This window comes from Geomonas azotofigens (genome assembly GCF_018919395.1).
GTDB lineage: Bacteria > Desulfobacterota > Desulfuromonadia > Geobacterales > Geobacteraceae > Geomonas > Geomonas azotofigens.
This window is the reverse complement of sequence record NZ_JAHLME010000001.1, coordinates 537,053-557,261: the sequence shown is the minus strand read 5'-3', so window position 1 is coordinate 557,261 and position 20,209 is coordinate 537,053. Positions and strand designations below refer to the sequence as shown.

Genomic DNA, 20,209 nt, shown 5'->3' with positions numbered 1-20,209 from the left:
GAGTCTATAGCCATAGACTCCGGCAATAACAGTTGTAACCCGCCGTAATTCCTACTCTTTTTCACCTACCTCATGACAACACCGATAGCCCGCGGCTATAGCGGTTTGCCGTCCCGACCCACCCTCGATGCCCAGTTTTGATCAACGATAACGAAGACTTACGTCTGTTGGCTGTTCTTGGTACCGATCCTGCTCTAATGAGTCAAAGGCTGTTACGGGGCGAACGCCCTCACACTGAGAAGGAGAGGATCATGAAAAAACAGGCGACGTTGGCGATGGCAGGTGTTCTGGCGGTACTGGCGGCGGGCAATGATGCCCAGGCTAAAAGCCTGGAGGATATCCTGAAGGAGAAAGGTGTCATCACGGAGGCTGAGTACAAGGAAGCGTCAAAGGCACAGCCCCTGGATTACAAGCTGGGCAAGGGGTTCGTGTTCACCTCCCCGGACCAGAAGTTCCAGTTGCAGTTGGGCGGCCAGATACAGGCGCAGTACGAGTTGGATAACTACGAGGTGCCTAACAAGCAGGACGTGAGCCAGTTCAACCTGCGGCGCGTCAAGACCCTCCTGAGCGGCTACGCCTTCACCAAGGACCTCACCTACAAGGCCACCTACAACTGGGCCAACGTGGTGAAGGAGAACTCCAAGGCGATGGAAGAGGTGAACATGAAGTACCGCGTCGCCGACGAACTGCAGGTGATGTTCGGACAGGAGAAGATCCAGTACTCCCGGCAGTGGATCACCTCCAACACCGCTCAGCAGTTCGTGGACGGCTCCTTCGTGAGGAATGCCTTCATGCAGGGGTACGATACGGGTATCAACCTGCATGGCGATCTCTGGACCGGCGTCGTGAAGTACGACGCGGGGGTCTTCGGAGGCGCCGGCCAGAATACCAAGAACAAAACCGGCGACAACGCGTACGCCTTCAGGCTGGCTTTCAACCCTCTGGGCGACATGAAGTACGGTGAGGGAGACCTCGAGTATTCCAAGAAGCCGCTGGTCTCGCTGGGAAGCAGCTACTACCTCAATACCGTGAAAAAGACGGTATCCGGAACCGGGGCCGCGGCGACTTCCGCCATCGACAACAACAACTCCAATTTCGTGACCGACGCCAACGGCTGGCTCGGTACCGCGGTAAAGGCGAAATACTTCGGCACCAAGGCTGCCGAGGATATCAGCGTCGACTCCTGGGAAGCGGACTTCGCCTGCAAGTGGCTGGGCGCGTCGATGCAGGGCGAATACTTCTGGGGGAAAGCCGTGGGTGAAACTTCCGGCAAGGAGCTGATCGCCAAGGGCGGTTATGTCCAGGCCGGCTACTTCGTCATCCCGCAGCGCCTGGAGCTTGCCCTCCGCTACGCCTGGATGGATCCCAACCGCCAGGTATCCAACGACTCCATTTCCGAAATCCAGGGTGCGGTCAACTACTTCCTCTACGGCAACAACCTGAAGATCCAAGGTGACGTCGGCAACCGCCACACCTACAAGGGCCAGGTTGACGACCTCGTGGCGCGCGCCCAGGTGCAGCTGCTCTTCTAAGGGCTCGGCCAGGACAACGACGACGTAATCAACAGGAGATAAAAATGAAACGGAAAACTATCGTACCGGCACTGCTGCTCTCAGCGGCCCTGTTCATCGCGGCATCCGCGGCCTGGGCGGAGGACTCAAACAAGAGCTCCTTCCTCTCCGGGGTGCACAAGAAAAACCAGGTAACCTGCGCCGACTGCCACGGCAAATCGCTTGTCGTGGACGACAGCGAGACGGCGCTCAACAAGAACTGCAAGGGGTGCCATGGCGGCTTCGCAGAGCTGGCTGCGAAGACCAAGGAGCACATCAACCCGCACAAGTCACATCTCGGCGAGACCAACTGTACCGCCTGCCACAAGGGGCATGCCGCCTCGAAGGCGTACTGCAACTACTGCCACAGCTTCGCCATGAAGATCCCCGCCATGGGGACCGAGAAGGAATCGACCGACAAGAAATGGGTGCAGGAATCGGCCCCCGGCAAGAAGGAGCTGAAATCGAACCGGGTCGAGTCCACCGACGTGGTCGTGATCGGTGCCGGCGGCTCCGGGTACGTGGCCTCGATCACCGCCCACGACGCGGGCGCCAAGGTGATTCTGCTGGAGAAGATGCCCATAACCGGCGGCAACAGCATGCTGGCGGCCGGCGGCATCAACGCCGCCAGGACCCGCTACCAGGAGCGGCTCGGGATGCACGACGACCCGGCCGAGATGGTGAAGGAAACCATGAAGGGGGGGCGTGACAAGAACGACCCCGAACTGGTCAAGATCCTCGCCTACAAGTCCGCCGATGCGGTCGACTTCCTGGTGTCGCTCGGGGCCGACATGACCGACCTGGTGCGCTCGGGCGGGGTCGCGGTGGACCGCACCCACCGTCCCGTGGGCGGCGCCGCGGTAGGACCGCACCTGATCAAGGTCTACCGTGACAACGCGGCCAAGCGCAACATCGACGTCAGGGTGAACTCCGAGGTGGTGCAGATCCTCTCCGACGGCAAGGGGCGCGTCACCGGCGTGCAGGTGAAGGGGAAGCATAGCGGCGTGTACACCATCAACGCCAAAGCGGTCATCGACACCGCGGGCGGCTTCGCCGCCAACAACGAGCTGGTGGGCTTCTACAAGCCCCAGTTCAAGGAAACCGCCTCTTCCAACCAGCCGGGGGCAACGGGCGAGGGGATGTTCCTCGCCGAAAAAGTGGGCGCGAAGCTCATCGACATGGAACAGATCCAGATTCACCCGACCATGGGGGGCGACACCAAGGTGCTGATCTCCGAAACGGTGCGCGGCAGCGGCGCCATCCTGGTGAACCACGCCGGCAAGCGCTTCGTCAACGAGCTCACCACCCGCGACAAGGCCTCCGCCGCCATCCTGGCGCAACCCGAGAAGTCGGCCTTCCTGGTCTTGGGCGAGAGCACCCGCAAGAGCAACGTCCAGATCGACGGCTATATCGCCCTCGGGCTGGTGCAGGAGTCCGACAGCATCGCCGGCCTCGCGGCCAAGATGGGTGTGCCGGCCGATGCGCTTACCGCCACGGTAACCGCCTACAACAAGGCCTTCGAGGCGAAAAAGGATCCCGAATTCCAGCGTCAGGACATCCCGCGTCCCGTCGACGGTCCGAAGTACTACTCGATCTGGGTCAAGCCGGGGCGCCACCACACCATGGGCGGCGTGAAGATCAACACCGAGGCGCAGGTGATAGCCAAGGACGGCAAGCCGATCACCGGCTTCTACGCGGCGGGCGAGGTGACCGGCGGCGTGCACGGCTGGAACCGCCTGGGCGGCAACGCCATTACCGATACCGTGGTCTTCGGCAGGATCGCCGGCAGCAACGCGGCAAGCTTCATCAAGAACGAGAAGTAACCACTTCGCTCAAAAAACGAAAGCGCCCTGCGTCACTGGTACGCAGGGCGCTTTTCGAAGCGCCAGCCGGGGCGGAGCGTGACCGGAAGCAGGGAACCGACATGAAAAACGGAAAGCTGTTCAAGTCGCTGTTTCTGATCAACTTCGCAACCAGTCTCGGGTTCGGCATAGCGGATGCCTTCTTCTCCACCTACCTTTTCTCCATCGGGGGGCGCGGTCTTCTGCTGGGGCTGCCACTGCTGCTGTTCTCCCTTTCAAAGATCGTTTTCAGCCCGGTCATGGGGGCATGCGTCGATCGCATCGGTGCCCGCCGTGCCGCCACGCTCAGCCTCACGCTTTACCTTCTCGTCTCCCTTGGCTATCTCTTTTGTTCCAAGCTCGCGCTCATCGCGTTGTTGCGCCTGCTCCAGGGCGCTGCGTGCGCCATGTTCAGGCCCGTCATGCTCTCCCTCGTCGCGGTTGTGGGCGGCCGCAAAGGTGAGGGGCGCGCGGCGGGGACCTTCGACATATCCTTCTACCTCGCCGTCGGGGTCGGGCCGCTGCTGGGTGGGGTGCTGCACGATCTGTGGGGCTTTTATGGCATCTTCTCCTGCCTTGCCCTGTTGTGCCTTTTCGCGCTGACGCTCGCCATGCGCCAGATACCGGCGCAGGCCCAGTCCGCTATCGCTACGGGCCGGGTGGCGGCCCATCCGGCCCTGCCTGCCGCACTGGAGGCGGCGCGCCACGGCACCATGGGGGGGCTCTTGGCGTTCATCTTCGGCAGGGGCTGCGGGATCTCGCTCTTGGCGGGTTTTCTCCCCATTCTCCTCGACGCGCGGCTGGGGCTTAGCGGCACCCAGACCGGGATGGTGCTTGCTTCAAGCACCCTCGTGATCACCTCGCTGCTGCGACCGGCAGGGTGGCTTTCCGACCGGCTGCCGCGCAAGCCCCTGGTGCTGCTGGGCGGGGTTTCGGTGTCGCTGCTCTACTTCCTGGTTCCGGTGGCCCAGGGATTCCACCAGGTGCTCATGCTGGGGGGAGGGATCGGACTGTGCAGCGTACTGTCCCAGCCTGCCAGCACGGCGCTTTTGCTGGAGCAGGGGGAGCGTCACGGAACGGGAGTCGCGGTGGGCATCTTCAACACGTCGTTGAACCTGGGGTTCGTGGTGGGGCCTCTCTTTGGCGGGTGGCTGCAAAGCCGCTTCGGGCTTGCCGCCGTCTTCCAGGGCGCGGGGTGGATCGGCCTGGCGGCGGCACTGCTCTTTGCCGCCGGGAGCGCCAGAGAAAAGATGCGCCGCGGCGAGGGGGCGGCCGCCAGCACTGCAGGGGCGGCTTGAGGTGCCAGAACCAGCCACTGCCACCTCGCACCGCCCCACATTTTCCTACCTATGCGTCATTCCTTGATGTTCTTGTCGATCCCGGCGCGGCCGTCGTCACACTCCTCCTCGGGCTCGCCCGGCCGGCTGTAGCGCGGGTCGCTCGTCGCGCTGACGCAGACCGGCGCCGGCTCCTCGGCGGCTCCCGCTGCGGCGGGAACGTGCTCGTGGCTGCGTCCGCCCTCCTTGGGTACGTCCCCCTTGCTCGGCTGCCAATCCGCCATGTCACGGAACATGCGGAAACGCTCCATCGCCTCCTGCTCCATCTGCTCGCGCAGCCGCCTCGCCACCTCCGGGTTCTGCTTTTCCAGCGCCTGGTAACGCACCTCTCCCGACAGGAACTCGGCCAGCGAACCATCCGGCTTCTTCGACTCCAGGATGAACGGGTTCTTCCCTTCCAGCTTCAAAAGCGGGTTGTAGCGGTACAGCGGCCAGTAGCCGGACTTGACGGCGAGCTGGCTCTCCTCGATCGATTTCCCCATCCCCTTCCTGAGCCCCTGGTTGATGCAGGTGGAGTAGGCGATGATGAGCGACGGGCCGGGATAGGCCTCGGCCTCGGTAATCGCCTTCAGCGTCTGGTTCTTGTCCGCGCCGATGGCGATGGAGGCGACGTAGACGTAGCCGTAGGTCATGGCCATGCGCCCCAGGTCCTTCTTTGAGGTCCGCTTGCCGGCGGCGGCGAAACGGGCGATGGCGCCCAGCTGGGTGGCCTTGGAACACTGGCCGCCGGTGTTGGAGTAGAGCTCGGTGTCCATCACCAGGAGGTTCACGTCCTCGCCGGTGGAGATGACGTGGTCCAGGCCCCCGAAGCCGATGTCGTAGGCCCAGCCGTCGCCGCCGTAGATCCAGATGGACTTCTTGGTGAAGAGGTCAGAGGCGGCGGCAATCTCGCGCAACTGCTCGTTGTCTCCCGCCCTGGGGAGCAGCTCCTTGAGGCGGTCGCCGTGGCGCCGGGAGAGCTCCGGATCCATCATGCCGGCAAGCCAGGCGGACAGTTCCTCCCTGAGCTCACCTTCCGGCAGGCTGTGCACGGCGCGGCGCACCTGGTCGGCCAGGAGGCTTCTGCGCTGGGATACCGCCATGTGGTAGCCGAAGCCGAACTCGGCGGCGTCCTCGAAGAGCGAGTTGTTCCAGGCGGGGCCGTGCCCTTCGGCGTTGGCGCAGTAGGGGGAGACCGGCGCCGAGGCGCCCCAGATCGAGCTGCAGCCGGTGGCGTTGGCGATCATCATCCGCTCGCCGAAGAGCTGGGTGATGATCCTCGCGTACGGGGTCTCGCCGCAGCCGGAGCAGGCGCCGGAGAACTCCAGGAGCGGCTGCTGGAACTGGCTCCCGATCACCGTGGTCCGCTTCACCAGGTGCCCCTTGGGGGAGAGTGTTTCGGCGAACTTGCGGTTCTCTTCCTGCACCGCCGACTGGGTTTCGATCGGCTTCATCACCAGCGCCGGGACCTTGGCCGGGCAGATGTCGGCGCAGTTGCCGCATCCCATGCAGTCCAGGGTGTAGACCTGGATCCGGAATCCCATCCCCTTGAACTCCTTGGCGTTGGGGGGGATGGTCTGGAAGGTTTCCGGGGCGCCGGCGAGTTCCTGCTCGGAAGCGATGAAGGGGCGGATGGTGGCGTGCGGGCAGATGTAGGCGCACTGGTTGCACTGGATGCAGTTCTCCTTGACCCACTCCGGAACGTTGATGGCGACGCCCCGCTTTTCGTAGCGCGCGGTGGAGAAGGGGAAGACGCCGTCCGGTGCGAAGGAGGAGACCGGCAGGTCGTCTCCCTTCTGGCGCAGGATCGGGAAGACCATGTCGCGCATGTAGTCGGGCATCCGCTGGTTGAGGCGGAAGTCGGTGCCGCGCTGGTCGTCCGCGTCGCGCCAGGCGTCGGGGTAGGAGATCTCGACCAGGTTCTCGACGGCGAGGTCGACCGCGGCGAGGTTCATCTCCACCACCTGGTCACCCTTCCTGCCGTACTCCTTGCGGATCGAGTCCTTCAAGAGTTCCACGGCCCGCTCGAAGGGGAGGACGCCGGAAAGCTTGAAGAAGGCGGTCTGCATGATCATGTTGATGCGCCCGCCAAGCCCCGCGGACTGGGCGATGCTGATGGCGTCCACGTTGTAGAGGCGCACCTTCTTGCCGGCGATGGCGCGGCGCATGGTGGCGGGGAGGTTCGCCTCCATCGCCTCGACGCTGTTCCAGGGGGAGTTCAAAAGGAAGGTGCCCCCCTCCTTGATCCCCTCGAGCAGGTCGTAGATCTGCACGTACGGGGCCTTCTGGCAGGAGATGAAATCGGCCGCGTCGACCAGGTAGGTGGACTGGATCGGGCTCTCGCCGAAGCGCAGGTGGGAGACGGTGATCCCCCCGGACTTCTTGGAATCGTAGGAGAAGTAGGCCTGCACGTAGAGCTCGGTGTTGTCGCCGATGATCTTGATGGCTGCCTTGTTCGCACCGACCGTCCCGTCGGCCCCCATGCCCCAGAAGCGGCACTGGATGGTTCCCTCAGGCGTTGTGGAGAGGGTCCCCCCGACCGGGAGCGAGCTGTCGCTCACGTCATCGGTGATGCCGACCGTGAAGTGGCGCTTGCCGGGGCGCCCGTTCATGTTGTCGAAGATGCTCTTCACGTGTACGGGACGGAACTCCTTGGAGCCCAGCCCGTAGCGCCCGGCGTAGAGATCCGGGATGTTGCCGCCGCGCTCGAGGAAGGCGGTGCAAACGTCCTGGTAGAGCGGATCCCCCTGGGCGCCCGGCTCCTTGGTCCGGTCCAGCACGGTGATCTTTCCGGCCGTGGGGGGGATGACGGCAAGGAGGGCGCCGGAGTCGAAGGGGCGGTACAGGCGCACCTTGACCAGGCCGACCTTCTCGCCCTGCACGTTCAGGTGCTGCACCACCTCCTCGGCGGTCTCGCACGAGGAACCCATGGTGACGATGATCCGGTCCGCCTCGGCGTGGCCGATGTAGTCGAAGAGCCGGTAGTGCCGGCCGGTCAACTGCCCCACCCGTTCCATGGTCTCGGTAACGATCTGCGGCAGGGCCTGGTAGAAGGGGTTGGCACGCTCGCGCCCCTGGAAGTAGATGTCAGGGTTTTGCGCGGTGCCGCGCAGTTCCGGGTGCTCCGGGTGCATCGCCTTCTTGCGGAAGGCCGCCAGCTTCTCGTGGTTCACCAGCCCGGCCATATCCTGGTAATCGATCACCTCGATCTTCTGCACCTCGTGCGAGGTCCGGAAGCCGTCGAAGAAGTGCAGGAAGGGGAGGCGCCCCTCCAGGGCGGCCAGGTGCGCCACCAGGGCGAGGTCCATCACCTCCTGGACCGATGACGAGCAGAGCATGGCGAAGCCGGTGGGTCGCGCCGCCATGACGTCCTGGTGGTCGCCGAAGATGGAGAGGGCGTGGGTGGCGATGGCGCGCGCCGAGACGTGGAACACACCCGGGAGCTGTTCCCCGGCGATCTTGTACATGTTGGGAAGCATCAGCAAAAGCCCCTGCGACGCGGTGAAGGTGGTGGTGAGCGCCCCCGCCACCAGCGAGCCGTGCACGGCGCCCGCCGCACCCGCCTCCGACTGCAGTTCCTTGATGTTCAGCACCTGGCCGAAGATGTTCTTTCGCCCCTCCGCCGCCCACTCATCCGCCACTTCCCCGATGGTCGAGGACGGAGTGATCGGGTAGATGGCCGCCGTCTCGCTCAGCGCGTAGGCGACATGAGCCGCCGCCGTGTTGCCGTCCATCGTTTTCCTGGTTCCGCTCATGTGAACAGTCCCCCTTGTCAAGAGATGGCTGCACCCGCCCGGTGGCCCGGTCCGCGATAATGGGGACGCAGAGAGGGTGTCAATAATGAAGGTTAATATGCTACCACTAATTTATTGGATGGGAAGAGCGGAGCGGGGCCAAGCGGGGTGGATGGGGGGTGGGGGAAGATGCAATCTGGAGCGAGAATTCAGCGTGGTGCCAACTCAGGGGGCGGGGTGAGCGAGAACCTCTGGAAGATTCCCTCGATCAGGTCGAACAGGGTCGGATCGAGGCTCCGGTTCTTCTCCAGGACCAGCCGCCGCGGCCTGGCCGGTGCGAACCCCTCGACGTGGTGGCTGAGCAGCGCACCGTCGGCCAGGTGCGCTGCCACCAGGCTGCGGGAGATGAAGGTGACCCCTTCTCCCGCCTGGACCGCCTTGATGATGAAGGGTATGTCGTCGAAGAAGACGGTGTTGCGGAACTCCGCCGCGTCCCGGCCGATGCCGTGCATGCTCTTTTCCAGGAAGCGACGGGCGCAGCAGCCAGATTTCTTGCAGTACAGGCGTTGCCCAAGCATGGTCTCAACATCTACCACCTTGGCATCGATACCGAAGCCGGGCCCGCTCACGAAGACCATCTCGTCGTCCGGCAGCGGGTAGACGGCGAATTCGTCAAGGTTCAGGTCCTCGCAGAATTCGATGAGAATCAGGTCGTACAGCTTTTCCTTCAGCCCCTTGAGCGCCCCTTCGGGCATGTCGAAAACGAAGCTCAGTTCGCTGCTTTCGGAGTTGCGGGACATGAAGCGCGTGAAGATGTCGGGGAGATAGGAGATGCCGAAAGGGGCGGTGCAACAGAAGGAAATCTTCCGTTTGCGCGCCAGTGCCTGCAGGTCGTTGAGGAATTCCTGTTCCACCTTCAGCACCTGTCGCGCCTTCGCGACGAGCAGATGCCCCGCGGCGGTGGGCTTCAGCGCGAGCCCGGAACGGTCCAAAAGGAGCTGGCCGTAGTGGTCCTCCAGGAGCTTGATCCTGCGGGAGACGGCGGACTGGGTGACGCAGAGGATCTCCGCAGCCTTGGAAAAGCTGCCGCATTCAACCGAGACTACAAGGGTTTTCAGATTGGTGAAATCCATGTGAGGTCACCCGGCGGCGCTGGCTATGCGAAAGACGCATAGACCGTGTGAGAATATGTCGTTTGTGCATATTGCAAAAAACTTATATAGATTGCAACAGCGAAATTTAGGAATACCTCTCCACAGTCAGAACCAAGGCTTAAATTCAATTAATTACCATGCGTATTGCGCATGATCCTATGAAAAACTTTCACTTGAGTAGTTTACCCCATACTGCGAAGAAGCAAAGGCGCAGTTGCAAACGATATCGCTAACCTTGGTCTGACATAAAAAGACGAAAGAATGGGTTGTTATGGCAGCGTGTGCCATGGCGGATGCTGCGCCTGCCAGTGTTTCAGTTCCCTTTAGTTTATCTCCATGCTCCTTTAGTCATCAAAGCAACATTCTTGACACAAAACGAAAATATTTTAACGTTCTTGGCGGGTTTCTTTGACAGTGCTAATTGAGTGGAAAGGAGGAGTGAAAGTTTAAGCCCTGTTGAACGCCACAATTTACCCAATCCAAAGGAGGTTGTATGTCGGAAAAGATGATGCAAAAGAGCAGGGTATTGCTGTTCTCGCTGCTCGGTCTGATGGCCGTCGCGGCGCTCAGCATCTGGGGGTGCGGGGGCACCAGTTATGACACTCCCGCAGAGAAGGCAGTTACGACCAAGACCGCTACCGCGCTGATCACCGCGGCCGACTTGAAGGGGTGGGTCGATGCCGGCCTGGTGAACAAGCAGGGGGGATATGACCGGGTTGTAATTCTCGATGTCTCCAACAACGACTCTGACACATCCAATAAATACAACACCGTTGGGCACATCCCAGGAGCCCAACTCCTTTCAGCGGGATCCGCGGCCTTCATGGACAATACCCGTGCCGAGGGACCCTTCAACGTCACCGGCAGCATGGTCTTGACCGGGGCCGCGATGGACACCCTGATCCAGACTGCCGGCATCGATGGCAACACCACCGTCGTCTTCACCAACAACGCAACCAACACGGTCAACGTGGCCCGCGCCTACACGACGTTCCGCTACTGGGGGTTCCCCAAGAACCGGCTCAAGGTTCTGCAGGGGGGTAACGCGGGATGGGTCGCTGCTGGTTACCCGCTGACCAAGGTTGTTCCCACCGTCGCCAGATCGAGCTTCGGCGTGGCTCAGAACGGCACCACCAGGGTCAACACGGACATGCGCGTTTCCCTCCCGGAAATGATCGCCTATGTCCAGGGCATCGTCGCGGGCAATGCCGGCAAGGTCACCCTGGTCGACACCGTGCGCGGCGCCACCAACCCGCTGGCCACCGTCTCGTCAACCACCGACCTCCTTGTGAGCGGCAACGCCTACACACCGTTTGACGGCGCCATCAAGGGATCATATTCCTATGGCGCTCCGGCGATGGTCTCACCGGCGGGGACGCTGAATTTCAAGGATGCCGCCACCATAAAAGCGGATCTCGCAGCGGCATTGGGTACCGACGGCGTGGCCACCCTTGGCGCGGCAGGCCGCGACGCAACCAGGACCTTCATCTCCTTCTGCCGGGCCGGCAACTATGCATCGGTAGGCTTCTTCGCCCTTGACGGCATCGCCTACTACAACGACCCGAACGTGGAAGTGAAGTGGTATGACGGCTCCTACGGCCAATGGAACCTCCTCGCCTCTTCGGATCACACCGCGGTCAATACCGCAGGCGCCACCGTTCCGGCGGGCGGCAAGCTGGCGGTTGGCTCGATCTGGGACACCACCGCGTTGATGGACAACCTGACCTGGAACGTGAGCCGTTTCCACACTGGAACGACCCAGCGCATCATCGTAGACTACGGCGCACGGGTGTACACGGTCGAGCCGAGCTTCGCGGAAGGAAACCAGATCGAGACCGCGGACCGGGCCTATCGCAGCACCGTGAGCGCCCCGTCTTCGGGCGGTTCCGGCAGCGGCGGTGGCGGCTGCTAGCGGTTATGGGGCTTCTGAGCTCCTGCGGGGGCTGACTTACAACGAAAAGGAGTGATCTATGCTGAAAATGCCTAAGATATCGACGGTCGCCGGGATGACGCTGGGAATTGTGCTTATGGCCGGCACCGCCTTTGCCGGTCCCAGGATGACCTTCGGCCCCAACGACGAGGGGGCGCTGCAACTGGACTACAAGGGGCAGTTCCAGATGACCTTTAGGGACATCGGCTCCGGAGACAACAACGAAGACACCACGATGAACTTCAACTTCCGCCGTAACCGCCTGGCCCTCATGGGCAAGTACGGCGACATGATGTCGATCTACGTGCAGACCGAGTACACCGATGACCCCAACCTGACCCCGCTTGACGTGGCCAGAGAGAACCAGGGGTCCAACTTCCAGCTCCTGGACGCGGTGGTCCGCTTCAAGATCGACAACGCCTTCCGGGTGAACGTGGGCAAGTTCAAGTACAACCTCTCCCGCGAGAACCTGGAAGCCTGCGAGGCTCCCCTCACCCTGGACCGCTCGCTCTTCATCCGCGCCCCCTACGTGACCACGCGCGACACCGGCGTCGCGGTATGGGGTAACCTCTTCAACGACATGTTCCAGTACCGGCTGGACGCCATGGAAGGACGCAAGGCGGTCTCCGGCGAAACCGCACCGGCCTCGAATTTCCGCTACTCGGCGCGCGCCCACGTGACCCTGCTCGACCCCGAAAACGACTACGGCTACAAGGGTACCTACCTCGGCAAGAAGAAGGTCGCTACCTTCGGGGCCGCGTACCAGTTCGAGCCGGACGTCGCCTACGGCAACACCGTCTTGAAGACCGACAAGAAGGACTACAAGGCGTGGACCTTCGACGGCTTCGTTGAGTACCCGGTTGACGGGCTGGGGACCTTCACCGCTTCCGGCGCCTACGAGAAGATCGACCTCGACCACGCCTACCTGGGTGACAATCCCGACCTTAACGTGGTCGGCATTAACGGGGAGAAGAACGGCTACTACGTCAAGGCCGGCTACATGCTCCCCAACATCCCGCTGCAGCTTTTCGTGCGCCATGAGAACTGGAAGTTCGCCAACCTGAACGGCATCTACAACCAGCGCATATTCTGGACCGGCGGCGGCATGAACTACTACCTGCGTGACCAGAACCTGAAGCTCACCTTCGAGGCCAATTCCACCGGCTTCCGTAACGGCAGCGGCACCACGGCCGACGGGACCGAGGACTTCATGACCTACGTGACGCAGCTCCAGGTAATCTTCTAACCACAGACAACCAAGGGGACTGGCTCCGCCAGGTGCCAGTCCCCCTCGGGTTACAGGAGGAAAAGCGATGTTAGCTAAAGCGATACGGATAGCGGCGACGACCCTGGCGATAATGAGCCTGGCGGCGATTGCCTTCGCGGCTGGACCGGCCAAGGGAAAGGTAACCAAGGTGGATGGCGAGCAGGTCACGGTGACCCTGGAAGGGGCTCCCCCGGCGTTCGTGAAAAAAGGCGCCATGGTCTCGGCCGCCGGCGGCTCACCCAAGGTGCTCGCCGTGCAGGGGAACGAGGTGACCCTGAAGTTCGGCAAGGCCAAGGCGGAGAAGATGAAAGTGGACGCCCCGGTGTCGATCACGGAGTGCGAAGGGGACGAACTGCAGGGTTGCTAAGGTAAAGGGCGCCCCGCGTGGCCGGGCGCCCGCAGTCGCAAATCATCGGCTGAACGGGAGTACCCATGAACACAATGATTCTGCGGGGTGGCCTTGCCGCCGCCCTTGTTTTGGGGGTGCTGACGGCACCCTCTTTCGCGGGAAAGGCCGGTATCGGCTGGCAGGAGACCATCGCGGCCAAGTCGGGAAAGGCAAAGACGCTCGCCGAACTGGCCAAGATGTACGACTCGAGCTCCTGCGTGGAATGCCACCAGGAGCAGCATGACCAGGCCTCCAAATCGATCCACTCGCGCTCCCTCTTCGGGACGGCGCGCACGGCGATGACCATCATGACCACCATCGAGAACGGCCTGATGGAGGAGCCCTATTCGGGGGTGAAAAGCCCCAAGGACGTCAAGGTCGAGCACCTGATGGGGTGCGCGAAGTGCCACCTGCCGCAGTTGGCCGACGCCGAGGACTCGGTGGCCCAGGAGCTGGTCAGCACCCTCTACGGGTGGAAGGAGGCCCGGGCCAAGAAGGACAAGGAGGGGGCCAAAAAGCTCGAGGAGAAGCTGAAAAGCGTCTCCATCAACTGCCTGGTCTGTCATAACCGGAACGCGATCACCCACAAGTGGCAGGACGGCTATCCCAAGGCGGGGGTGGTATACGGTTCCAAGGACGGCGACCATCCCTCGGACAAGTTCCCCAAGATGGCCAAGAGCCCGATCATGGACCAGGCCATCCAGTGCGGCCAGTGCCACGGATTGGGGCCGAACCTGGAGCTCGACGAGCCGACCCAGTGCTGCACCTCGTACGGCAGCTACCTCTGGACCTACAAGGCGGAGGTGGGGCAGGAGAACTGCCAGGACTGCCACATGAAAAACTCCAAGCTTGGCCACAACATCCAGTCGTACCGTGATGCGGCCATGAGCGACAAGGCGGTCGAGTTCAAGGCCGAAGCGTTCGGGTACTACTGGCGCGACGGCGCCAAGATCAGGCCCCGGGCCGTGGTCAAGGTCGAGATGCTGAACAAGGCGGGGCATTCCATCCCCGACGGCTGACCGACCCCTAACCGACTGGTTCTGTCGGTAATCGGTAAGACCAAAGACGGCAAGGAAGTGTTCAACCAGGAGAAGATCTACATGCCGGTCCCGCAACAGCTGGCCAGGGGCGACCGGATGGGGCGCGGCCCCTACGAGAAGAGCGGCCTGATCGAGGACACCGGGCTTCCCCCGGGCAAGCTGGTGAAGGAGCGCTTCGAAATCTTCTATCCCCTCGAAGAGGTGGAAGTGAACGGCAAGACCGTCGAGAAGCCCGCAGCGTACGACCTCGACGTGGAAGTGAAGCTGACCTATCTCCCCTTCGGCACCCCCAACAGCGATCCTTTCGTCTGGAAGGAGTTCACCAAGAGGGTGAGCATCAGTCAGAGCGGTAAGTAGGCACAGAGAAGGTTCCTGGTTTTGCAATGGCCGGCATCCAACGTGATGCCGGCTTTTTTTGTCCATTGCTCATGAAAGGTTTTGGAGAATGGTTGTAATTTGACTATAATGCGCGGGTGTTCAGTGCAAAGTTAGCGGGCGATATGAAGGTTACAGACCGAGAAACATACCCAGTTCCTCCCCTCGGAGGGGGGAGGTCGGGAGGGGGGACGCAGGATGCGGGCAAGATGGATTTCCCCCTCCCTGGCCCTCCCCCTCCGGGGGCGGGGAGCGTGGCGCCATCAGGCTGGTCCCGTGTTACCCGCAAAGCCGCTCTGCTGGCTGCCCTTTTCGCTGCCGGGTGCATTGCCAAGGGGGCACCGGCCAACAACTGCCTCACCTGCCACGCCGGCATCGAGCACGCCTCGGCGACGCACCGCGACTGCGTCGCCTGCCACGGCGGTGATGCCAGGGCTACCGGGAAGGAAATTGCCCACCGCGGCATGCTGGGGCGCGGCAATCCCTCCGCGCCGGAGCACTGGGACAAGAGCTGCGGCTCCTGTCACCAATACCAGCTGGACCGGGTCAAGTCGAACCTGATGTACACGACGGCCGGGATGATCCGCAACATCCGGCTCACCTGGGAAGGCCCGGAAGAGGGGGAGTACGCCAGCCGCGCCGGGGAGGTCTACGATCCCGCCGGCAAGCCGCTGCGGCTCAAGCCGGTGGAGGAACTCGACCACGTTTCCGGGGAGCTGTACCGTAAGTTCTGCTCCCAGTGCCACGTGGCCCGGGAGAGCGGTGAGGTCTACGGGGCGAGCCACGCCTCGGGGTGCGCCGCCTGCCATTTCCCCTACGACGAACGCGCCACCTACCGGGGGGGGGACGCCACCGTGCGGGGGCGGGGCCCTTACGCGGCGAGCCACGCCATGGAGCGGCTTCCCGGCAACGAGGTCTGCGCCCGTTGCCACAACAGAAGCGGGCGCATCGCCTATTCCTACCAGGGACTTAACGACGGCAACAACTCGCTGGTGCCGACCCGCTTCGGGCTTCCGGGACGGCAGCTTGCCAGCGGCAACAGGAACCTGACCCGCATCGCGCCGGACGTGCACTTCGCGGCCGGAATGGATTGCATCGACTGCCACACCTCCCGCGACCTGATGGGGGACGGTTACTCCTATCGCAACATGTACCTGCAGACCGAGATCGCCTGCGAGGACTGCCACGGCGGCGCCAAGCCGCCGCGCTACCGTGAGATCGCCAGTGAAAGCGACGAGGCACTCCGGGAGTCCCAGGGGTACCGGATGCAGATGCGGCAGGGGATGAAGATGATCCTGACCGCCAAGGGGCGCGCCTACTCCAACGTCTTCTACAAGGACGGCGCGGTCTGGGTCTTGGGAAAGCGCAGCGGCAGGCTCTTCAAGAGCCGGGTCATCACCGGCACGGCTGAGCACACCGTGGTCGGCCACGGCCGGATGGAATGCTACTCCTGCCACAGCCGCACCGTGGTCCAGTGCTACGGCTGTCACACGAGCTACGACAAGACCCGGTCCGCCATGGACTACGTGAAGGGGGTGCCGACGCCGGGGCGCTTCAGCGAGAAGGAGGATTACCGCATGCTCTACCCCTTCCCGCTGGCCCTGAACCAGCGCGGCAGGATCTCCACGGTCACGCCCGGGTGCCAGACCTTCGTGAGCGTGGTGGAGCCGGACGGGAGCCTCTCCAAAAACGAGTACGTGGCGCGCTTCAGGGGGAAACAGCAACTCCGCTTCGCCCCCTTTTATTCACACAACACCGGCAAAAAGGCGATCGGCTGCGGCGAGTGCCACGGCAACCCCGCCTTCCTCGGTTTCGGGCAGCACGTGGTCTCGGGCAGGAACATCGAGGGGACCATGATCTGCGAGCAGTCGGCGGACAAGCCGCTGGACGGCTTCCTGACCCTGCAGGAGGGGAAGGTGCGGGCGTACTCGGCCATCACCCGGGAGCATTCCCGTCCCCTCGACGCCGCTGAGGTGCGGCGCGCCCTGGCCGTGAACCTCTGCCTGGTCTGCCACGACAAGGCGGCCGACCCCATTTATCGAAAGGAGCTGGACCATCGTGCGCTCAATGATGCGCTGCATCGTCGCCTTATTCCTGCTCCTTAGCGCGGCGCTCGCGCTGGCCGGGGAGAACTGCACCGTCTGCCACAAGAAGGTGGTCAAGGGGGTGCACCGGGGGATCCCTTGCCTCTCCTGTCACCTGGACGAGACCAGGACCCTGGCCAACCCCGCCTCCCGGGAGAGCGGCGCCGCCGGCTGTGTCGGCTGCCACAAGGGGTACGCGGCACTCTTCGCCCAGGCCATGGGGAGCCGGCGGGGCGAGCTCGACTTTGTCGCGGCAAGTTACGGCCGGGCGGACCGGGGCTTTTTCGCCAAGAACTGCGGCGCGTGCCACTTGAAGGGGTGCACCGACTGTCATGCCGCCAAGGGGCACGACATCGGCAAGCCCCGTGATCGCGACTGCTTCGCCTGCCATAAAGGGTATTTCGTCGGCACCGACTACTACGGCATGGCGCCGCGCGAGGACAGCATGCGCTACCAGCGCGGCGAGGTGGCCTACGGCGAGGCGTACCTGAAGATGACCCCGGACCTGCACGCGGAGGCGGGCCTTACCTGCGGCGATTGCCACTCCATGGCGAGCCTCGCCGCAGGGCGCAAGGCGGCCAAGGGGTGCCGGGACTGCCATGAGCCCAAGCAAAGCGTGCCGGAGCACCGCATCGCGGCGCACCTGGAGAAGATGGAATGCTGGGCCTGCCACTCCGCCTGGGCCGCCCAGGAGTACGGCACCTTTTTCCTGCGCTTCAGCAACAGCCCCTCGCAGGAGCTTTACGGGTTGCGGCGGGACCAGGGCTCGGAGGAGTACCTAAAAAGCGCCTACCTGCGGCGCCAGGACGCGCCGCCGCTGGGGTTGAACGGGCGGGGCAAGGTGAGCCCGATCAGACCGGAGTTCATCGCCTACTTCACCGACGTCAGGAACGACCGGGCGGTCTGGGACGAAAACCTACTCCTGGCGGCGCGCTGGAAGGCGTTCTTCCCCCACACGGTGCGCCGGGGCACGGTGATGTGCGAGGGGTGCCACGACAACCCGCGCCGTTTCCTGAGGGAGCCCAAGGAGGAGCGCATCTACCAGCTGCAGGCCGAGGGGATGACGCTTTCCTCGTTCTGGGACGCGACCGGCCAGCAGGTCAGTAACGGCACCTTCTACCCGGAGCGACGCTACCTGGAACTCAATCGAAAAAGCACGGCCTATCGGAGGGCGTACCTGGAAAAATGGCAGAGCTTGGTCAATCACGTCGAACCTTCCTCGGCTCGCTGATCGCGCTAGCGGCGGGAGGATGGTTCCTGGGGAAGTTCCTGACCCCGAGGGGGAAGCGTAGGAAGACGCTACTCACCGTGGCCAAGGGGGATCTCCCGCGCGACGGTGCCCTGGTCTACGGCGAGGCGCGCATCGCGCTCCTGGATCGGGGCGGGCGGGTCTATGCCCTGGATCTCGTCTGCACGCATCTCGGCTGCACGGTCAACGTCACCCCCTCCGGGCTGGTCTGTCCCTGCCACGGCTCCGAGTTCGACCGCGAGGGAAAGGTGCTGAAGGGGCCCGCCGACCGGGCGCTGGCGCGGTACGAAGTGCAGCTGGTGGGAGAGAACTATCACGTCCAACTGTAGGGGCGAATAATCATGCGCCCGTGGTCCCCCCAGCGAAGGGAGGGGGAATCAATCGGGAGCGGGCAAAGCTGGTGTTGCAGGTGAAACGGTGGGAGCAACTGATTTGATCGAGGAATTCCTCAAACATCTCTTTCCGAGGGCGGTGCTGCAAAAAAACCTCACCCTCTCCTACACCCTCTGTCTGGGAGGGCTGGCCTTCACCTGCCTGCTCCTTTTGGCCGCCTCGGGGCTGCTGCTCCTTTTCTACTACCAACCGAGCCCGGCCGCGGCCTACCCGTCGATCCTCCTCCTGGAGTCCTCGGTCTGGGGAGGGCGCTACCTGAGAAGCCTGCACCGGCTCGCGAGCCACTTCTTGCTGGTGCTGATCGTCCTGCACACCCTGCGCGTCATCCTGACCGGCGCCTACCAAAAGCCCCGGCAGCTGAATTGGCTGGTCGGTTGCGCCCTCTTCTTCCTGGCGGTTTTCGAGGGGTACACCGGCTATCTCCTCCCCATGGACCAGCTCGCCCTCTGGGCCACCCAGACCGGCATGGAGCTGCTGCACATCATGCCGCTGGGCGGGGCGCTGCGCGCCGCACTGGTGCCGGACGGGGTGGGCGAGCCCGCCTGCCTGCTGCGCTTCTACGTGCTGCACATCCTGATGATCCCGGGAGCGCTCCTCTTTCTGAGCGGGCTCCACTTTTACCGGATCAGGAAGAACAAGGGGGTGCTCCCCTACCTATGAAACGAGGCTACGTAAAGAGTTCGCCGCACTTCTTCCGGCTCATCAAGGCCGCGCTGGCCCTCACGGTGCTGGCCCTCATGGCCCTTGCCGCGCTGGTCCCGGCCCCGCTGCAGGAACAGGCGAATCTCGCCCGCGTCCCCAACCCGGTCAAGTCCGCCTGGTTCCTGCTCTGGATCCAGGAGCTGGTCAGCTACTCGAAGTACCTCATCTACCTGGTGCTGGCGCTGGCGGCCTGTTTCCTTGCCCTTCCCTGGCTTTCCCGCACCACGCCCCCGGACTCCGCCCGCTGGCTCCCCCGCGAGTGCCGGGCCGTCAACGGCGCGGCGCTCGCCGCTTCCGTTTTGGTGCTCGCGCTGACCCTCGTTGCCCTGTTCTGCAGAGGTGCCAATTGGCAGTTCGTACCCCACTTCTGATCGCCCTGGCGCTCCTGGTGGCCCCGGTGGCCGCCCACGGGGTGACACCGTCCTGCCTCGAGTGCCACCCCGCGCACTATCGCTCTGTGGGAAGCTGCGTCACCTGCCACGGCGGGGACCCTCGCTCGGACCGGCCGCGCATCGCCCACCACGACCTGGTGCCGGGACGCTTCGCCTGGTTCGCCGTGCCCGGCTCAGCTCCCACGCGGCGCGGGCGCGACCTCGTGGAGCAGTTCGCCTGCCGGCGCTGCCACATCGTGGGGGGAAAGGGGAACCGGCTCGCCGCGGACCTGGACCGGCTCCCGGCGGGGACCACCGCGCAGCGGATCTTTGAGGCGATCGGCAACCCGGCGCTGTTGATGCCCCAGTTTCACTTCGACGAGCGGCAGAAAACGGACCTGGTGAATGCGGTGCTGGCGGGGGTGCGGGAGGCCGAGGCCAAGAGGAGACGAGGCAAGGACGAGTCGCCCCAGGTGGTGCATTTTCAGGATGGGAAATCCGAGCGGGACAACGTCTTCGAGAAACGCTGCGGCGACTGCCACCGAGCGTTGACCCGCGCCGTGGGGGGGGTGGGGCGCGGTGCCATCGGCCCGAACCTGTCGGGCCTTCTGTCGGAGTTCTACCCCAAGACCGCCGCAGGGCGCACGCGCTGGAGCGAAGGGGCACTGAAAAAATGGCTGGAAAACCCGAGGCAAAGTCGTGAACGGACCCAGATGCGACCGATACGCCTGCCGGAAGGAGAGCTGACAAAACTGGTGAACATTCTGGCGGGCCGCCAGGGGCTGTAAAAAAAGCAGCCCCGCCGGGTACCGGGC

The 20,209-nt window shown here is 63.5% G+C and carries 15 protein-coding genes; 13 read left to right on the top strand and 2 right to left on the bottom strand.

The genetic code is table 11. The features are described 5' to 3' along the window. The first annotated feature begins 251 nt into the window (after positions 1 to 251). From KOL99_RS02500 to KOL99_RS02490, 3 genes are all read left to right on the top strand, one after another. Positions 252 to 1,532, top strand: a complete 1,281-nt coding sequence (locus KOL99_RS02500; protein ID WP_216508915.1) for a porin — start codon at positions 252 to 254, stop codon at positions 1,530 to 1,532. Between the two features lie 44 nt (positions 1,533 to 1,576). Beyond that, on the top strand, positions 1,577 to 3,373 hold the full coding sequence (locus KOL99_RS02495; protein WP_216508914.1) for a flavocytochrome c: 1,797 nt from the start codon (positions 1,577 to 1,579) through the stop codon (positions 3,371 to 3,373). Positions 3,374 to 3,474: 101 nt separating this feature from the next. After that, complete coding sequence (locus tag KOL99_RS02490; RefSeq protein ID WP_216508913.1) at positions 3,475 to 4,689, top strand: MFS transporter; 1,215 nt, start codon at positions 3,475 to 3,477, stop codon at positions 4,687 to 4,689. 56 nt (positions 4,690 to 4,745) lie between these two features. On the opposite strand, the gene nifJ is transcribed toward KOL99_RS02490, so the two are convergent. After that, complete coding sequence (nifJ, locus tag KOL99_RS02485) at positions 4,746 to 8,462, bottom strand: pyruvate:ferredoxin (flavodoxin) oxidoreductase (RefSeq protein WP_216508912.1); 3,717 nt, start codon at positions 8,460 to 8,462, stop codon at positions 4,746 to 4,748. Between the two features lie 188 nt (positions 8,463 to 8,650). After that, positions 8,651 to 9,574 (bottom strand): LysR family transcriptional regulator, encoded by a 924-nt coding sequence (locus KOL99_RS02480; RefSeq protein ID WP_216508911.1) that lies wholly within the window; start codon positions 9,572 to 9,574, stop codon positions 8,651 to 8,653. A gap of 514 nt (positions 9,575 to 10,088) precedes the next feature. Here KOL99_RS02480 and extH point away from each other — a divergent pair. From extH to extS, 10 genes are all read left to right on the top strand, one after another. Further along, positions 10,089 to 11,507 (top strand): selenite/tellurite reduction operon rhodanese-like protein ExtH, encoded by a 1,419-nt coding sequence (gene extH, locus KOL99_RS02475; RefSeq protein ID WP_216508910.1) that lies wholly within the window; start codon positions 10,089 to 10,091, stop codon positions 11,505 to 11,507. Positions 11,508 to 11,565: 58 nt separating this feature from the next. Continuing rightward, positions 11,566 to 12,771, top strand: coding sequence for a selenite/tellurite reduction operon porin ExtI (gene extI, locus KOL99_RS02470; RefSeq protein ID WP_216508909.1), 1,206 nt, complete (start codon positions 11,566 to 11,568; stop codon positions 12,769 to 12,771). 67 nt (positions 12,772 to 12,838) lie between these two features. Continuing rightward, complete coding sequence (gene extJ, locus KOL99_RS02465; protein ID WP_216508908.1) at positions 12,839 to 13,159, top strand: selenite/tellurite reduction operon protein ExtJ; 321 nt, start codon at positions 12,839 to 12,841, stop codon at positions 13,157 to 13,159. A 74-nt stretch (positions 13,160 to 13,233) separates the two neighbouring features. Beyond that, positions 13,234 to 14,577 (top strand): multiheme c-type cytochrome (seleno)protein ExtKL, encoded by a 1,344-nt coding sequence (extKL, locus tag KOL99_RS02460; RefSeq protein WP_268898903.1) that lies wholly within the window; start codon positions 13,234 to 13,236, stop codon positions 14,575 to 14,577. Between the two features lie 272 nt (positions 14,578 to 14,849). Beyond that, entirely contained in the window at positions 14,850 to 16,700 is a 1,851-nt protein-coding gene (extM, locus tag KOL99_RS02450) for a selenite/tellurite reduction operon c-type cytochrome ExtM (RefSeq protein WP_407931844.1), read from the top strand. Then, on the top strand, positions 16,654 to 17,910 hold the full coding sequence (gene extO / locus KOL99_RS02445; protein WP_216508905.1) for a selenite/tellurite reduction operon b-type cytochrome iron-sulfur cluster-binding subunit ExtO: 1,257 nt from the start codon (positions 16,654 to 16,656) through the stop codon (positions 17,908 to 17,910). The genes extM and extO overlap by 47 nt, the downstream gene beginning before the upstream one ends. After that, the gene (locus KOL99_RS02440) at positions 17,865 to 18,257 is read left to right on the top strand and encodes a QcrA and Rieske domain-containing protein (RefSeq protein ID WP_216508904.1); all 393 of its coding nucleotides are present in this window, start codon (positions 17,865 to 17,867) and stop codon (positions 18,255 to 18,257) included. Before extO ends, KOL99_RS02440 begins: the two co-directional genes overlap by 46 nt. 103 nt (positions 18,258 to 18,360) lie before the next feature. Next, positions 18,361 to 18,981, top strand: a complete 621-nt coding sequence (locus tag KOL99_RS02435; protein WP_216509388.1) for a cytochrome b N-terminal domain-containing protein — start codon at positions 18,361 to 18,363, stop codon at positions 18,979 to 18,981. After that, on the top strand, positions 18,978 to 19,394 hold the full coding sequence (extQ, locus tag KOL99_RS02430) for a selenite/tellurite reduction operon b-type cytochrome membrane protein ExtQ (protein WP_216508903.1): 417 nt from the start codon (positions 18,978 to 18,980) through the stop codon (positions 19,392 to 19,394). The genes KOL99_RS02435 and extQ overlap by 4 nt, the downstream gene beginning before the upstream one ends. After that, on the top strand, positions 19,370 to 20,182 hold the full coding sequence (extS, locus tag KOL99_RS02425; RefSeq protein ID WP_216508902.1) for a selenite/tellurite reduction operon c-type cytochrome lipoprotein ExtS: 813 nt from the start codon (positions 19,370 to 19,372) through the stop codon (positions 20,180 to 20,182). Before extQ ends, extS begins: the two co-directional genes overlap by 25 nt. Positions 20,183 to 20,209 lie beyond the last annotated feature (27 nt).

Coding starts and splice junctions, on each gene's coding strand:
- extI (WP_216508909.1), top strand. CDS start 11,566: ATGCTGAAAATGCCTAAGATATCGACGGTCGCCGGGATGACGCTGGGA.
- extH (WP_216508910.1), top strand. CDS start 10,089: ATGTCGGAAAAGATGATGCAAAAGAGCAGGGTATTGCTGTTCTCGCTG.
- KOL99_RS02495 (WP_216508914.1), top strand. CDS start 1,577: ATGAAACGGAAAACTATCGTACCGGCACTGCTGCTCTCAGCGGCCCTG.
- nifJ (WP_216508912.1), bottom strand. CDS start 8,462: ATGAGCGGAACCAGGAAAACGATGGACGGCAACACGGCGGCGGCTCAT.
- KOL99_RS02490 (WP_216508913.1), top strand. CDS start 3,475: ATGAAAAACGGAAAGCTGTTCAAGTCGCTGTTTCTGATCAACTTCGCA.
- extJ (WP_216508908.1), top strand. CDS start 12,839: ATGTTAGCTAAAGCGATACGGATAGCGGCGACGACCCTGGCGATAATG.
- KOL99_RS02440 (WP_216508904.1), top strand. CDS start 17,865: ATGGCAGAGCTTGGTCAATCACGTCGAACCTTCCTCGGCTCGCTGATC.
- KOL99_RS02480 (WP_216508911.1), bottom strand. CDS start 9,574: ATGGATTTCACCAATCTGAAAACCCTTGTAGTCTCGGTTGAATGCGGC.
- extQ (WP_216508903.1), top strand. CDS start 18,978: ATGAAACGAGGCTACGTAAAGAGTTCGCCGCACTTCTTCCGGCTCATC.
- KOL99_RS02500 (WP_216508915.1), top strand. CDS start 252: ATGAAAAAACAGGCGACGTTGGCGATGGCAGGTGTTCTGGCGGTACTG.